This window comes from Micromonospora fulviviridis (genome assembly GCF_014648395.1).
In the GTDB taxonomy this organism is placed as follows: Bacteria; Actinomycetota; Actinomycetes; order Mycobacteriales; family Micromonosporaceae; genus Micromonospora; species Micromonospora fulviviridis.
This window is the reverse complement of sequence record NZ_BMRA01000012.1, coordinates 74,553-89,065: the sequence shown is the minus strand read 5'-3', so window position 1 is coordinate 89,065 and position 14,513 is coordinate 74,553. Positions and strand designations below refer to the sequence as shown.

The 14,513-nt window shown below is 75.2% G+C and carries 16 protein-coding genes and 1 pseudogene; 12 read left to right on the top strand and 5 right to left on the bottom strand.

Translation table 11 applies throughout. The features are described 5' to 3' along the window. A pseudogene (locus tag IEY96_RS27170) lies at positions 1 to 212 on the bottom strand (hypothetical protein); the annotation flags it as partial. Positions 213 to 573: 361 nt separating this feature from the next. Between IEY96_RS27170 and folP the strand changes: the two are divergent. The 7 genes from folP (at position 574) to IEY96_RS27135 (ending at position 5,169) form a co-directional block, all read left to right on the top strand. Further along, entirely contained in the window at positions 574 to 1,440 is an 867-nt protein-coding gene (folP, locus tag IEY96_RS27165) for a dihydropteroate synthase (protein WP_189197656.1), read from the top strand. After that, a complete protein-coding gene (gene folB, locus IEY96_RS27160; RefSeq protein WP_107078733.1) occupies positions 1,437 to 1,796 on the top strand; it encodes a dihydroneopterin aldolase in 360 nt (119 codons plus the stop codon). The genes folP and folB overlap by 4 nt, the downstream gene beginning before the upstream one ends. Beyond that, a complete protein-coding gene (folK, locus tag IEY96_RS27155) occupies positions 1,793 to 2,320 on the top strand; it encodes a 2-amino-4-hydroxy-6-hydroxymethyldihydropteridine diphosphokinase (protein WP_189197655.1) in 528 nt (175 codons plus the stop codon). Before folB ends, folK begins: the two co-directional genes overlap by 4 nt. A gap of 61 nt (positions 2,321 to 2,381) precedes the next feature. Next, positions 2,382 to 2,870: a DUF3180 domain-containing protein gene (locus IEY96_RS27150; RefSeq protein WP_373293657.1), complete on the top strand. Its 489-nt coding sequence runs from the start codon at positions 2,382 to 2,384 to the stop codon at positions 2,868 to 2,870. A gap of 119 nt (positions 2,871 to 2,989) precedes the next feature. Next, positions 2,990 to 4,210, top strand: a complete 1,221-nt coding sequence (locus tag IEY96_RS27145) for an ABC transporter permease (protein WP_189197653.1) — start codon at positions 2,990 to 2,992, stop codon at positions 4,208 to 4,210. 68 nt (positions 4,211 to 4,278) lie between these two features. Beyond that, entirely contained in the window at positions 4,279 to 4,587 is a 309-nt protein-coding gene (locus IEY96_RS27140; RefSeq protein WP_189197652.1) for a hypothetical protein, read from the top strand. Between the two features lie 81 nt (positions 4,588 to 4,668). Further along, positions 4,669 to 5,169, top strand: a complete 501-nt coding sequence (locus IEY96_RS27135; protein WP_189197651.1) for a hypothetical protein — start codon at positions 4,669 to 4,671, stop codon at positions 5,167 to 5,169. A 26-nt stretch (positions 5,170 to 5,195) separates the two neighbouring features. Here the strand turns inward: IEY96_RS27135 and IEY96_RS27130 are convergent, their stop codons facing one another. Then, on the bottom strand, positions 5,196 to 6,182 hold the full coding sequence (locus IEY96_RS27130) for an ABC transporter ATP-binding protein (RefSeq protein WP_189197650.1): 987 nt from the start codon (positions 6,180 to 6,182) through the stop codon (positions 5,196 to 5,198). Between the two features lie 2 nt (positions 6,183 to 6,184). Here IEY96_RS27130 and IEY96_RS27125 point away from each other — a divergent pair, with 2 nt between their 5' ends. The 4 genes from IEY96_RS27125 to IEY96_RS27110 all read left to right on the top strand — a co-directional run bounded on the left by IEY96_RS27125 (position 6,185) and on the right by IEY96_RS27110 (position 10,891). Beyond that, positions 6,185 to 6,871: an ABC transporter permease gene (locus IEY96_RS27125; protein WP_189197649.1), complete on the top strand. Its 687-nt coding sequence runs from the start codon at positions 6,185 to 6,187 to the stop codon at positions 6,869 to 6,871. Continuing rightward, the gene (locus tag IEY96_RS27120) at positions 6,868 to 7,590 is read left to right on the top strand and encodes an ABC transporter permease (RefSeq protein ID WP_189197648.1); all 723 of its coding nucleotides are present in this window, start codon (positions 6,868 to 6,870) and stop codon (positions 7,588 to 7,590) included. Before IEY96_RS27125 ends, IEY96_RS27120 begins: the two co-directional genes overlap by 4 nt. A gap of 156 nt (positions 7,591 to 7,746) precedes the next feature. After that, a complete protein-coding gene (locus tag IEY96_RS27115; protein WP_189197647.1) occupies positions 7,747 to 8,748 on the top strand; it encodes a glycine betaine ABC transporter substrate-binding protein in 1,002 nt (333 codons plus the stop codon). 151 nt (positions 8,749 to 8,899) lie between these two features. Beyond that, on the top strand, positions 8,900 to 10,891 hold the full coding sequence (locus tag IEY96_RS27110; protein WP_189197646.1) for a hypothetical protein: 1,992 nt from the start codon (positions 8,900 to 8,902) through the stop codon (positions 10,889 to 10,891). 10 nt (positions 10,892 to 10,901) lie between these two features. Here IEY96_RS27110 and IEY96_RS27105 read toward each other — a convergent pair whose 3' ends face one another. Genes IEY96_RS27105 through IEY96_RS27095 form a run of 3 tightly spaced genes read right to left on the bottom strand, consistent with a single transcriptional unit; the run spans position 10,902 to position 13,398 of the window. Further along, positions 10,902 to 12,071, bottom strand: coding sequence for an NADH-quinone oxidoreductase subunit D (locus IEY96_RS27105; protein WP_189197645.1), 1,170 nt, complete (start codon positions 12,069 to 12,071; stop codon positions 10,902 to 10,904). Further along, a complete protein-coding gene (locus IEY96_RS27100) occupies positions 12,068 to 13,060 on the bottom strand; it encodes an SAM-dependent methyltransferase (protein WP_189197758.1) in 993 nt (330 codons plus the stop codon). Before IEY96_RS27100 ends, IEY96_RS27105 begins: the two co-directional genes overlap by 4 nt. A 32-nt stretch (positions 13,061 to 13,092) precedes the next feature. Continuing rightward, a complete protein-coding gene (locus tag IEY96_RS27095) occupies positions 13,093 to 13,398 on the bottom strand; it encodes a hypothetical protein (protein WP_189197644.1) in 306 nt (101 codons plus the stop codon). Between the two features lie 158 nt (positions 13,399 to 13,556). Here IEY96_RS27095 and IEY96_RS27090 point away from each other — a divergent pair, with 158 nt between their 5' ends. Beyond that, entirely contained in the window at positions 13,557 to 14,504 is a 948-nt protein-coding gene (locus IEY96_RS27090; RefSeq protein WP_189197643.1) for a Rossmann-like and DUF2520 domain-containing protein, read from the top strand. Positions 14,505 to 14,513 lie beyond the last annotated feature (9 nt).

Genomic DNA, 14,513 nt, shown 5'->3' with positions numbered 1-14,513 from the left:
ACCTTGGAGATCTCGCCCCGGCTGGCCCGGCCGATGAAGATCACGCCGAGCACCGCGAGCAGGATCGGCGCGATCTTGCTGGCGAAGAAGGAGACGACACCGTTGGTGTCGATGCCCTTGGGAGCCGGCTCGGCGAGTGGAGTCGACGCCAGGGTGTGGAGCGCGTGGTCGACGGCGGCGGACGCCGTCCCCATGAGCTCGATGGCGATCACTGGAAAACCTCCCCAAGGTCGCGGCCGGCGGCGCCGCGGTGGTGCACGTGGGCAAAGCCTGGCGGGATGGTGCTCGTTCCACACAGCGTCGACGACGCTGCGTTCGTCACCCACCACGCAGGGTGGTGAGCATTGGGAGGATTCGTCCCGCTTAGGCCCTCCCTCCAGGCTTCGCCATCTCGATGCTGGGCAATTCCAAAGCGTACGGCCCGGCCACCTTTGCGACAACCCGCGAAGAGTCGACCCGGAACGGACCCGACGACCGATCGTGCACCTGTTCCAATCCCCACGTCAGGGGTGCCGTGCGCCGGGGTCGCCCGGGCCGCCGGAAGCCCTGCTGGCGACCGGTACTGTCGGGTCCGTGACCGATCTGGTACGGGCGGAGACCCCGGTGGTGATGGGCGTCCTCAACGTCACGCCCGACTCCTTCTCCGACGGCGGCCGATACGCCGACCTCGACGCCGCCGTCGCACACGGAGTGCGACTGCGGGCGGCCGGCGCGGACCTGGTCGACGTCGGCGGCGAGTCCACCCGGCCGGGCGCCGACCGGGTCGACGCGGAGACCGAGATCGCCCGGGTGCTGCCGGTGATCCGCGAGCTGAGCGCCGCCGGCATCCCGGTCAGCATCGACACCAGCCGGGCCCGGGTGGCCGAGGCGGTCCTCGCCGTCGGCGCGGACGTGGTCAACGACGTCTCCGGCGGCCTCGCCGACCCGGACATGGCCCGGGTGGTCCGGGACGCCGGCTGCCCCTGGGTGCTCATGCACTGGCGGGGCCACTCGCGCGAGATGCGGGACCTGGCCCGCTACACCGACGTGGTGGCCGACGTGCGGGCCGAGCTGAGCCGGCGCGTCGACGAGGCGCTGGCCGCCGGGGTGGCCGCCGACCGGATCATCGTCGACCCGGGGCTGGGCTTCGCGAAGACCGCCGCGCACAACTGGGAGTTGAGCGCCCGCCTGCCCGAGCTGGTCGACCTCGGCTTCCCGCTGCTGTTCGGGTCGAGCCGCAAGTCCTACCTGGGCCGGCTGCTCGCCGACCCGGACGGCAACCCCCGCCCCACCGCGGAGCGGGAGGCGGCCACCGTGGCCACCAGCGTGCTCGCCGTGGCGGCCGGCGCCTGGGGGGTACGCGTGCACGACGTCCGGGCCACCGCCGACGCGCTCGCCGTCTGGCGGGCCACCGGCCGCCCGCGCCTGGCCCGGCCCACCACCGACGAGGGGGAGCATTGACCGACCGGATCGAGCTGACCGGCCTGCGCGCGCACGGCCGGCACGGCGTCTACGACTTCGAACGCGCCCAGGGGCAGGAGTTCGTGGTCGACGCGGTGCTCGAACTCGACCTCGCCCCGGCCGCCCGCTCGGACGAGGTGACCGACACCGTGCACTACGGCGAGCTGGCCGAGAAGCTGGTCGCCGTGGTCACCGGCGAGCCGGTCAACCTGATCGAGACGCTCGCCGACCGGCTCCTCGCGGTCTGCCTGGCCGAGCCGCTGGTCGCCGCCGCGACGGTCACCGTGCACAAGCCGGAGGCCCCGATCCCGCACGCCTTCCGGGACGTGGCCGTGACGATGCGGCGTACCCGGTGAGCCGGGCCGTCCTGTCGATCGGCAGCAACCTGGGCGACCGCCTGGCCCACCTGCGCGCCGCGGTGGCCTCGTTCGGCGACACCGTGCTGGTGGTCTCCGGCGTCTACGAGACTCCACCGTGGGGGGACGCCGACCAGCCCGCGTACCTCAACGCGGCGGTGCTGGTCGGGGACCCGGCGGCGACCCCGCGCGACTGGCTGGCGCGGGCCCGGGCCGCCGAGGCGGCGGCCGGGCGCACCCGCGACCCGGAGCGGCGGTACGGGCCGCGGACCCTCGACGTGGACGTGATCGCGGTCTGGGACGCGGCCGGGGAGCCGGTGCTCAGCGCGGATCCCGAGCTGACCCTGCCGCACCCCCGGGCCCACCTGCGCGCCTTCGTGCTGCGGCCGTGGATCGACATCGAGCCGCACGGCCGGCTGCCCGGCCACGGCTGGCTCACCGACCTGCTCAACGCCGAGCCGCTCGCCTCCGACGCGCTGGAACTCGGTCCGCGCCCCGATCTGACGTTAGAGTCGGACACATGATGCTGTGGAGCCGGACGGCATGAGCCAGGCCCAGTCCCCGCGCGACCCCCACCGCTTCCGGATGGGTCCGACCCGGATCTCCACCCTGGTGGTGGCCGCCCTGGCCGCCGCCGCGCTCGCCTGGCTGCTGATCAGCACCTTCTACTACGAGGTGGCCCCCGACCTGCCCTGGCTGCCGGTGGTCACGTTGGCCGGCCTGGCCGTGCTGGAGGCGTACGCGGCGGTCAACACCCGCGGCCGGATCGAGCGCCGCCCCGGCCGGGACCCGGTGAACCCGCTGCTGGTCGCCCGGTTCGTGGTGCTGGCGAAGGCGTCCGCCCTGGCGGGGGCCATCTTCGCCGGCTTCTACGCCGGGCTGACCGCCTGGCTCTTCGTCGAGCGGACCAACGCCGCGGTGGGCGACCGGCCGGCCGGCGGTGCCGGGCTGCTCGCCTCGCTCGCCCTGGTCGCGGCGGCGCTCTGGCTGGAGCGGTCCTGCCGGGTGCCCGAGCAGGAGGACGACGAGGACCGGGAGCCCGGCGACCGGGAGACCCCGCGCGGCCGGCTCTGATCCGGGGGTTCCCAGCACCTCCCCCCGCAGGTACCGTGCCTGGCGACCGGAGAGCAACGGCCGCCGCCGGTCCGCCCGCGCGTCGGACCGCACGGCCGGCCGAGTGGGAGGCGCGGGCCATGGGGTACGACGAGACGGGCCGGATCGCGCCGGTGGAGACGTCGTCCGGCGTGCCCGCGGCGGTGCTGGAGAACGTCTTCGACGACCCCTCCCACGGCGAACCCGGCCGGGACCGGATCGCCGTGCACGTGGTCTGGGAGTTCCTGCTGCTGGCCGGGCTGGCCGCGGTGACCTGGCTGCTCTGGCGCGAGGACGCGGACGCGCTGCGCGGCGGCGCGCTGAAGACGCTGCTGGTCGACGTGGCCGGGCTCGGGCTGCTCACCCTGGCCGCCGGGCTCAGCCTGCGGGCCGCCGCGGTGAACCTGGCGATCGGGCCGGTCGCGCTGGCCGCCGCGCTGCACTTCGCCGAGCAGGGCGACCGCGGCGTGCGCGAGGCGCTGCTCCCGGCACTGGTGGTGGCGGCGCTCGGCGGGCTGGCGCTCGCCCTGGCCGTCGTGGTGCTGCACGTGCCCGCCTGGGCGGCCAGCCTGGCCGGCGCGGCGGGCGTGATCGTGTACATCGAGCGGCGGACCACCCCGATCGCGGTCCAGGGCGACTACGACCCCCGGCGCACCGCCCTCTACCTCTTCGTCGGCTTCGCCGCGGTGGCCGTCCTCGGCGGGCTCTTCGGCGTGATCAAACCGGTCCGCCGGCTGGTCGGGCGGTTCCGGCCGGTCGCCGACCCGGCCCGACGGCGGGGTGGCGTGGCCGCCACGGTGACCGCGCTGGCGCTGATCGCCTCGACCGTGCTGGCCGTGCTCGGCGGGGTGCTGATCGCCGCCAACGGGGACGGCCCGGTGGCGCCCGGCAGCGGGTTCGACTGGTCGGTCCTGGCGATCGGTGCGGTGATGCTCGGCGGCACCAGCGCGTACGGCCGGCGGGGCGGGATCTTCGGCACCCTGCTGGCGGTGTGCGCCGTGGAGGTCTTCCTGGCCTGGGCCGTGACGCAGGACTGGACGATCAGCCGCTGGGCGGTGGGCGGTGCCACCCTCGGGGCCGGGCTGCTGGTCACCCGGCTGGTCGAGACGTTCGGCCGGCCGCGGCCGACGCCGCCGGGTGGGGTGCCGGCCGGTCCGAGCGGCGACGGCACGATCAGCACCGGGTGGGCGTTGACCCCGTCGCCCGAGCCGGCCGACGCCTGGCCGTCGGTCCTGCCCGTGCGGGACACCGACACCGTCGACTCGTGGGAGTCGCCGCGCTGGGAGAGCGAGCCGCGCCGCTGGGACGCCGGGGACCGCTGACCGGGGCCGTCCGTCGCCGGCGTCGCGTCCGGCGGGCCGGAGCTGATCTCGCCGGTTAGGCTCGCGGCATGACGGAGACTCCTGCCCCCGGCGGCCGTACCTTCGACGAGCTGGACAAGCTCTCCACCGAGGAACTGCGCGAGCAGGCGTTCCACCTGGCCCGGGAGCGCCGCGACGTCGAGTTCTTCTGGTCGGTGCTGCGGCACATGCCCAACGCGGACGAGGCCGCGGTCCTGGACGGCGCCCCCAACTCGATCGGGCCGATCATCGACGAGGCCAACGCCCTCTGGCGGGAGATGACCGGGCACGGCTACGAAGAGGAGGAGTCCACGCCGCTGCTGCGCGCCGCCTTCATCGACTACCTGCTGAAGCACTGAGCGATGACCACCCGCCGACCCTCGGCGGTGGACCGGGTGCGCAGGTTTGCCCGGCGCGGTGGGCCGGGAACTGACCGCTCCATGGCCCTCACCAACCGCCCCCGCACCGTCGGCGCGTACGGCACGGCCGCCGGCACCGGCACCCTCGCCGCGCTCCTGCTCGTCGCCGTCTGCGGCAGCCCGATGTACGTGGGCTGGGTGCAGGACCACACCGACCCGACCGGGGCCGGCGGCTGGTTCCTCCGGCTGCTCGCCTGGCCGGCCTGGCGGCTGCACGCCGACGACCCGTCGCAGGGCGTGCTCGCCACCAACCTGCGGGCGATCCTGCTGCTCGTGCTGGCCGCCGCGCTGCTCTACCTGCTGCCCGGCCCGCAGGTGGCCCGGGTGGAGAGCTCGGGCAGCCAGTTCTTCTCCGGCTGGGGCGCCTACGCCCTGGCCGCCGGCTGCACGGCGTTGCTGGCCACCCTCCTCGGGCCGCACGGCTCGCTCTTCGCCGCCTTCCAGGGCGCCAGCACCGGGGTCACCTACGGCTTCTTCGCCGGCTGGATCGTCGGCCTGGCCAGCCTGGGTGGCCGGGCCTGACGCCAGAACCCGTCGGCCCTGCCGGCTCAGTCCAGTACGCCGAGGCCCAGCACCCGGGTCCGGCTGAGCAGTCCGACCGGCCGGCCGTCGTCGGTGACCACCGCGTGCTCGGCGCCCGAGGTGAGCAACCCACCCAGCGCGTCGTACGCCGAACCGCCAAGCGGCACAACCGGCAGGTCGGCACCGCCGTCGGCCGGGAGCGGGTCGAGCACCTCGCGGGTCACCGGGGTGACCGCCAGCCGACGGATGCCCCGGTCGGCGCCGACGAACTCGCGGACGAACGGCGAGGCGGGCGACCCGAGCAGGGCCGCCGGGGTGTCGTACTGCTCCAGCCGGCCGCCCTCGGAGAGCACCGCGATCCGGTCGCCCAGCCGGACCGCCTCGTCGAGGTCGTGGGTGACCAGCACGATGGTCTTGCGGACCTCGGCCTGCAACCGGAGGAACTCCTCCTGGAGCCGGGTCCGGACGATCGGGTCGACGGCCGAGAACGGCTCGTCCATCAGCAGCACCACCGGGTCGGCGGCGAGCGCCCGGGCCACCCCGACCCGCTGCCGCTGCCCGCCGGAGAGCTCGTGCGGGTAGCGGCGCCCGAACTGTCCCGGGTCGAGACCGACCAGCTCCAGCAGCTCCTCCACCCGGGCCCGGGTCCGCTCCCGGGGCCAGCCGAGCAGCCCCGGCACGGTGGCCACGTTCGCGGCGACGGTCTGGTGCGGGAAGAGTCCGACGTTCTGGATGACGTACCCGATACGGCGGCGCAGCGTCACCGGGTCGACCCGGGTGACGTCGTCGTCGCCGAGCAGGATCCGCCCGTCGGTGGGCTCGATCAGCCGGTTGATCATGCGCAGCACGGTGGACTTGCCGCAGCCGGAGGGGCCGATCAGCACCACCAGCTCGCCGGCCTTCACCTCCAGGCTCAGCTCCCGCACCGCCTCCGTGCCGTCGGGATAGCGCTTGCGGATGCGCTCCAGGGTGATCGAGGCCGCGCCGTGTCCGGCGTCCGGGGTAACGTCCACGTGTGTCCCTCCACCTGAGCTACCGGGCCGCGCCCGGTAACCCGTGGTTCTCCTGGCAGTACGTGCGGGACAACTCTGACACGATCCTGGCCGCGCTGCGTGAGCACACCTGGCTGACCGCCCGGGCGGTGCTCATCGCGGCGCTGGTGGCGCTGCCGCTCGCGGTGGCGGCGTACTGGTTCCGGTCGCTGGCCGCCCCGATCGTGGCGCTGACCGGTGTGCTCTACACCATCCCGTCGCTGGCGCTGTTCGCCTTCCTCGCCCCCTACCTGGGCATCGGCGCGATCACCGTGCTCACCGTGGTGGCCCTGTACGCGCTGCTGGTCATCGTGCGCAACGCGCTGGCCGGGCTCAACCAGGTGCCACCCGAGGTACGGGAGGCCGCCGAGGGCATGGGTTACGGCCGCTGGGGCCGGCTGTTCCGGATCGAACTGCCGCTGGCGCTGCCCGGCATCCTCACCGGCGTACGGCTGGCCACGGTCTCCACGGTGGCGCTGGTCACGGTCGGCGTGGTGGTCGGCCGGGGCGGCCTCGGCCAGCTCATCTTCGCCGGCTTCCAGAACAACTTCTACAAGGCCCAGATCATGACCGGCACCGTGCTCTGCGTGCTGCTGGCGCTGGTGCTCGACCTGATCCTGGCCGCCGTGGGCCGGCTGCTCACCCCCTGGCTGCGCGGGCGGAGCTCATGAACCCGGTGCAGCAGGCGGTCGTCTGGCTCAACGACCCGCTCAACTGGTCGAACCCGGGCGGCATCCTGGACCGGCTGGGCGAGCACCTGAGCATGTCCGCGCTGGCGGTGCTGCTCGGCTGCCTGGTGGCCTGGCCGGTCGGGCTCTGGCTCGGGCACACCGGCCGGGGCGGCGGCCTGGTGCTGCTGGTGTCCAACGTCACCCTCGCCGTCCCGACCCTGGCCCTGCTGACCATCCTGCCGTTGACCTTCCTCGGCTTCGGGCGGCCGGCGGTGGTGGTCGCGCTCGCGGTCTTCGCGGTGCCGCCGCTGCTGGCCAACGCGTACACGGGGGTGCGGCAGGCCGACCCGGAGGCCCGGGACGCGGCGCGCGGGATGGGGCTCTCCGGCGCGCAGGTGCTGCGCCGGGTGGAGCTGCCGCTCGCGGTGCCCTACCTGGCGGCCGGGTTCCGCACCGCCGCCGTCCAGGTGGTGGCCACGGCGGCGCTGGCCTCCTTCGTCAACGGCGGCGGGCTCGGGCAGATCATCCGGGCCGGGTTCGGGCTGGACATCGCGGCCGGAGGCGGCCAGATCGTCGCAGGCGGCGTCCTGGTGGCCGGGCTGGCGCTGCTCGTCGAGGGGGTGCTGGCGGTGGTCGAGCGGGTGGTCACGCCGCGCCCGCTGCGCCGGGCCCGGCGGGCGGCGAACCGCCGTGCGGCCGACGCCACGGCGGGCGGCTGAATCGACCCGATGACGATCGCGTGACGAAACCCGCTCGGAGTTTGTCGGTCCGAGCCGGAGGATATTGGCTGGAATTCGCGGGCGGCCGATCGGATCGCCCGTCGGACACGCGGCCGGCCCGGACGGGTCGCGCCGGGACACGGAAGGCGGGCACTGATGCGCGCACGTACCACCCTGGCCGTGGGGGCGCTCGGCGTCCTCACCGCCGGCCTCCTCGCCGGCTGCGGCGACGCCGGTTCCTCCGGCACCGACGCGCCCGAGAAGGGCGCCTCCGGGGCCGGTTGCGCCCCGGTGGCGGGCGACAAGCTGGTCGTCCTCACCGATGACAAGAAGCTCCAGAACACCGACAACGTCATCCCCGCGGTCAACGCGAAGGCGGCCACCCCGCAGCTCGTGGCCGCGCTCGACAAGGTCTCCGCGAAGCTCGACACTCCGAAGCTGATCGAGCTGAACCGGGCGGTCGACGTCGACCGGAAGACCCCGCAGGTCGCCGCGAAGGAGTTCGCCGACGCCAACGGCGTGACCGACGGCGTCGAGAAGGGCCCGGGCGGCCAGGTGACGGTCGGCGCCGGCAACTTCAGCGAGAGCCAGACGATCGCCGAGCTCTACAAGATCGCGCTCACCGCGGCCGGCTACGAGGTCAAGGTGCAGACGATCGGCAACCGTGAGCTCTACGAGCCGGCCCTGGAGAAGGGCCAGGTCCAGGTCGTCCCCGAGTACGCGGCGACCATGGCCGAGTTCCTCAACACCAAGGCCAACGGCAAGGACGCCCAGCCGGTCTCCTCGCCCGAGCTGGACAAGACGGTCAGCGCGCTGAAGGCGGCCGGCGACAAGGTCGGCATCACCTTCGGCCAGCCCGCCCAGGCGCAGGACCAGAACGCCTTCGCGGTCACCAAGGCGTTCGCCGACAAGTACCAGGTCGCCACCCTCTCCGACCTGGCGGCCAAGTGCTCCGGCACGGCCACCGTGCTGGCCGGCCCGCCGGAGTGCCCGCAGCGGCCGAAGTGCCAGGCCGGCCTCGTCGAGGTCTACGACTTCAAGGCCGGCTCGTTCAGCTCGCTCGACGCGGGCGGCCCGCAGACCAAGAACGCCCTGAAGACCGGCGCGGCCAGCGTCGGCCTGGTGTTCTCCTCCGACGCCGCGCTCGCCGCAAGCTGACCACCCTCGCTGGCGTCGGCGGGCCGCCCCGGCCCGCCGACGCCAGCGGGGCAGGCCGCCGGGGCCGGACGGGAAGTCCTGGTCACCGGCTTTTACATCGATGCTTTCGGCCCGTTCCCTACCGGGGCAACTCTCGGTAGTCTGCTCAGCCATGCCCGCCTCGGTCGCCCCCGCCGAAAACCGCAGTCCCGCGCTGCTGACCGTCCTGTTCTGGATCGGTGTGGCGCTCGCGCCACTGGCGGCGCTCATCCTGCTGGTCGCCGACGGCAACGGCCCGCTCCGGTTCGGCGCCGTGCTGGCGATCCTGGCCGTCGTGCTGATCGGCCTCTCCATCGCCCTGCGCGCGGAGAGCGGCGGCGGCGCGGCCGGCGCCGACGAGATCCGCGCGGAACTCGAGCAGCTCCGCCGGGAGTTGCGCGGTGAGATCGTGGCCGCCGCCCAGCGCGGCAACCAGGCGCTCGACCAGGTCCAGCGGACCCAGGAGTCGGTCGCCGCGATGCGTCGACGGCTCGACGCCGCGGCCGCCGGTATCGCCGCCGCGGCGGGCATCGCCACGCCCGCCGCCGAGGAGCCGGCCGGTGGCCGCGCCCGGGTGCTCGCCGAGCCGTACGACGAGGGGCGCGCCCGCAGCGAGCCGGGCCGGGCCCAGCCCGTCGCCCGGGACGAGGACGAGCCGGCCCGCCGGCCGCAGCCCGGCACCCGGTACGGCGCCGACCCCGCCACCGACCGCCCCGGCTACGGCGCCGACCGCCCACAGCCCGGGGTCTACGGCGCGGACCGCCCACAGCCCGGGGTCTACGGCGCGGACCGCCCACAGCCCGGGGTCTACGGCGCGGACCGCCCACAGCCCGGGGTCTACGGCGCGGACCGCCCACAGCCCGGGGTCTACGGTGCCGACCGCCCGCAGTCCGGCGTCTACGGCGCGCCGCGCGCCCCGGAGCCGGAGGTCCGGCCGGAGCCCCGGCAGGTCGGGGTGGTGCACCACACCGAGACCGTGCACGTCACCACCCGGCACACCATCGTCGACGGCGGCGCCGACCCGGCGGGCACCCGGTACGGCGGGTACGCCGGCCGCTGGTCCCCGGCGCCGGAGGAGCGCTCGTGGAGCGGCGCGGAGCCGGAGGATCGTCCCCGCGCCGGGTACCGGGACTCCGACGACGACCGCGCCCGGCCCGGTCGGGACGAGCGCTCCTGGTCCGCCCAGGTCGGCGGCGGCTGGTCCGGTCCGGCCGAGGGATCCCGGTCCGGCGGCTCGGTGTCCGGCCAGGGCGGCGACCGCGCCTGGTCCGGGTCAGCCGGCCACCGCGACGACGCCTCCTGGGCCGGCGCCCCCGGGGGCGAGCACCCGTGGGCGGGCGTCGGCCGGGCGTCCGGCGAGGACCGGGGCTGGTCGGCACGGGAGGACGACGACCACGGCTGGGCCGGGGAGCCGGCGGACGACCGCTCCTGGCGCCAGGACGGACGGGCCGACGACCGGGCCTGGCGGTCCGGCCAGGACGGGCCGGCCGACGACCGGCCCTGGCCGGCGGGGCCCGGCGGCCGCGAGGAGGCGGACTGGAACGCCGACCGCGACGAGCCCGCCCGCACCGGGCAGGGCGCCTGGTCGGGGCGGGACGATCGGACCGACCAGGGCGGCTGGTCGGATCAGGGCGACCGGGGCGGCTACGGCGAGCGGGCCGCCGAAGGATGGGCGGGCACGGGCGCCCGTGCCTGGACGCCGGCCGAGCAGTCCGGTCGCGCGGTGGCCGACGATCCGGACGGGGACTACTGGTCGGAGCTGCGCACGGGCAACCGTTGGGCCGCGGTCCGCGACGACGAGCACGGCCGGGAGATCCGGGTCGGGGAGCGGCGGGCCGCGGTGCACGCCGACGGCGGCGGCACCGAGTACCGGGTCGAGGACCGCTGGGCGTCCGTCCGGGGCCAGGCCGTCCACGGGGAGCCGGGCTCCGGTTGGGCGCAGGAGAGCCGGCCGGCGCTCCCGGTCGGCGGGGTGCCGGTGCCGGACGAGTGGCGGCCCCCGACGCAGCGCAGCGGCCAGCCCGAGTGGCGTCAGGTCGAGCCCGAGCCGGCCCGCTACGGCTACCCGCCGCGCGACGACGCACCCCGGGCCGGCGGCGCCCGCGCCACCGACCGCTGGCGCTGACCGGCCGCCGCTACTTGTCGATGTCGCCGACGACGAAGAACATCGAGCCGAGGATGGCGATCAGGTCCGGCACGAGGCAGCCCGGCAGCAGGGTCGCCAGCGCCTGCACGTTCGCGTACGAGGCGGTGCGCAGCTTGAGCCGCCACGGGGTCTTCTCGCCCCGGGACACCAGGTAGTAGCCGTTGATGCCCAGCGGGTTCTCGGTCCAGGCGTAGGTGTGCCCCTCGGGCGCCTTGACCACCTTGGGCAGCCGGGTGTTCACCGGCCCGGTGAGCCGGTCCACCCGGTCCAGGCACTGCTCCGCGAGGTCGAGCGAGGCGTACACCTGGTCGAGCAGCACCTCGAAGCGGGCGTGGCAGTCCCCGGTGGTCCTCGTGACCACCGGCACGTCGAGCTGGTCGTACGCCAGGTAGGGCTCGTCCCGGCGCAGGTCCAGGTCCAGCCCGGAGGCCCGGGCGACGGGCCCGGAGGCGCCGAACGCGGCGGCGTCGGCGGCCGACAGCACGCCCACCCCGACGGTGCGGGCCAGGAAGATCTCGTTGCGCCGGATCAGGTTGTCCAGGTCGGGCATCCGGCGGCGGACCTCGCCGATCGCCGCCCGGGCCCGCGTGGTCCAGCCGGCCGGCACCTCCTCCTTGAGCCCGCCCACCCGGTTGAACATGTAGTGGATCCGGCCGCCGGAGACCTCCTCCATGACCGCCTGGATGGTCTCCCGCTCGCGGAACGCGTAGAACATCGGCGTGATCGCGCCGATCTCCAGCGGGTAGGAGCCGAGGAACATCAGGTGGTTGAGCACCCGGTTCAGCTCGGCGAGCGCCATCCGCAGCCAGACCGCGCGCTCCGGCACCTCCATGCCCATGAGCCGTTCGACGGCGAGCACCACGCCCAGCTCGTTGGAGAAGGCGGAGAGCCAGTCGTGCCGGTTGGCCAGCACGATGATCTGCCGGTAGTCGCGGACCTCGAAGAGCTTCTCCGCGCCCCGGTGCATGTAGCCGACGATCGGCTCGGCGGAGACCACCCGCTCGCCGTCGAGCACCAGCTTGAGCCGGAGCACGCCGTGCGTGGACGGGTGCTGCGGCCCGATGTTGAGCACCATGTCGGTGCCGAGCTGCTCCCCGCCGGCCCCGGTGCCGACGGTCAGTTCGCGGAGGTCGCCGGCGTCGGTGGTCATGTCCGTCATCGTGCCATGAGCGGATCGAGGGTGACGCCGACCGGTTGCAGCAGCCACCAGTGCCCGCCGAGGCCGGCCGGGTCGGTCAGCTCGGCCACCGCCGACGCGGCGGCCAGGGCCCGCAGGTAGCCGGCCGGGTCCCGGGAGGCCAGGCTCAGCGGCGGTCGCCCCCCGTCGGCCCCGAGGGCCCGCAACCCCTCCCGCTGCGAAACCAGGGTGTACGCACACCGCGCGACCCGCTCACCGGCGGAGGCGACCGAGTCCACGGCCACGTGCGCCGTCACGTCACACGACCCGTCCGGCACCGGCGCCACCTGCCGCCCACCCCGGTAACCGGTCAACGTCCCACCAACCGGCCGGTCCCCGCGCAGGTGCCCGTAGTCCACAGCCAGGGCAACCCCCCGATCGAGGCGCCCCAGGGCGTAGGCCCACGCCTCATCCCGCGCCCTCCCGATCTCCACCCGGCCCCGGACCGTGTTGACCAAGGAGTCGTCGGCGGGGGTGGGCCACCAGTGGGTGAGCCAGGCGGCGTCGTCGGGGGTGAGCTTGTCGCCCGTCGACTCCTCGCCGGAGGTCGGGTTCACCAGGAGGTAGCGCCAGCCATCCTCGGTTGGCACGGCCAGGTCCAGGGGGACGTTGTCGAGCCATTCGGTGGCCAGCAGGACGCCGGTCGTCCCGTCCGGGATCTCGTTCACCCAGTCGATCTCCGCCGGCAGATCCTCGGGGCGGGGGGCCCGCTCGACGGCGGTGAGGCGTAGCCGGCCGGCGGGCTCTCCGGAGACCCCCGCGAGCAGGGCCCGCAGCAGCTCACCCCGCCCCGCGCCCACGTCCACCACGTCGAGCTGCGCCGGATGACCCAGCGCACGATCGACGGCGTCGAGCAGGCGCAGCAGGGCGGCGGCGAGCACCGGGGACGCGTGCACGCTGGTGCGGAAGTGGGCGGCCGGCCCCGCGCCGGAGACGAAGAAGCCCTCGGGCCCGTAGAGCGCCCGGTCCATCGCCACCCGCCAGGGCAGCCACTCGCTGGAGGTCACCCGCCGACGGTACGGGCCGGCCAGATCTCCACGCAGCCGTCCGGGGGTACGGCGTCGAGGTCGGGCGCGGGCCGCCCGGAGCGGGCCACGACGGCCGCCACCGCCTCCCGCCACCCGTCCAGATCCTCGTTCAGCTCCAGGAACTCGCCGGACACGTGGCTGACGTCCAGGTAGCGGAAGCGTTGGCCCTCGGGCGGCAGCACCAGGACGCAGAGCCCCACGGACACGATCTCGGACCAGGGAAAGCCGGGCCCGCCCCCGGTCCGGACCCCGTCGTCGTCCACCGTCACCCGGTTCGGCACGAGGGCAGGTTAGCGGGTCCGGAGGCACACCCCGATCGGCTGTTGAAACCCCTTCGCCACGGCCGGTGAAGGTTTTCACACATGCTTGTTTCGGCTCCGTGACCCCGGCGCATACTTGCGATCGACCGGTACCCCCTCCGAGGACTGGATCGATTGCCATGAGCGCACCGCTGCGTTCGCGTCCGGCCGCCCCGCCCAGGGCCGCCGACGCCCCGCTCGTCTTCCCGCGCACCCTCACGGTCGGCGTGATCGGTGCCGGCCGGGTCGGCGCCGTGCTCGGCGCGGCCCTCGCCGCGGCCGGCCACCGGGTGGTAGCCGCCGCCGGCGCCTCCGGTGCCACCACGGCCCGGATGGCGCTGCTGCTGCCGCAGACCCCGACCCGCTCCGCGGCCGCCGTGTCGCGCGCCGCCACCGACCTGCTGATCGTGGCGGTCCCGGACGACGCCCTCGCCGGCGTGGTCGCCGGCCTGGCCGAGGCCGGCGCGCTGCGCCCCGGCCAGGTGGTCGCGCACACGTCCGGCGCGCACGGGCTGGCCGTCCTCGCCCCGGCGGCCGCCGTCGGCGCCCGGCCGCTCGCTGTGCACCCGGCCATGACCTTCACCGGTACGCCGGACGACCTGACCCGCCTCGCCGGTATCTCCTACGGGGTGACCGCTCCGGCCGAGCTGCGCGCGTTCGCCGCCCGGCTGGTGGCCGACCTGGGCGGCGTGCCGGAGTGGGTGGCGGAGGGCGACCGGCCGCTCTACCACGCGGCGCTGGCGCACGGCGCGAACCACCTGGTGACCCTGGTCAACGAGGCCGCCGACCGGCTGCGCGACGCCGGGGTGGACCGGCCGGAGAAGGTGCTCGCCCCGCTGCTGCGGGCCGCCCTGGAGAACGCGCTGCGGCTCGGCGACGACGCGCTCACCGGCCCGGTCTCGCGGGGCGACGCGGGCACCGTACGCCGGCACCTGGAGCGACTGGCGGCGACCGCGCCGGAATCCGTGCCCCCCTACCTGGCGTTGGCTCGACGGACGGCGGATCGCGCGATCGCGGCGGGCCGGCTGCGGCCGGCCGACGCGGCGCCGCTGCTGGACGTCCTGAACGGGATCGAGGTGCCGGCGTGAGCGCGAGGA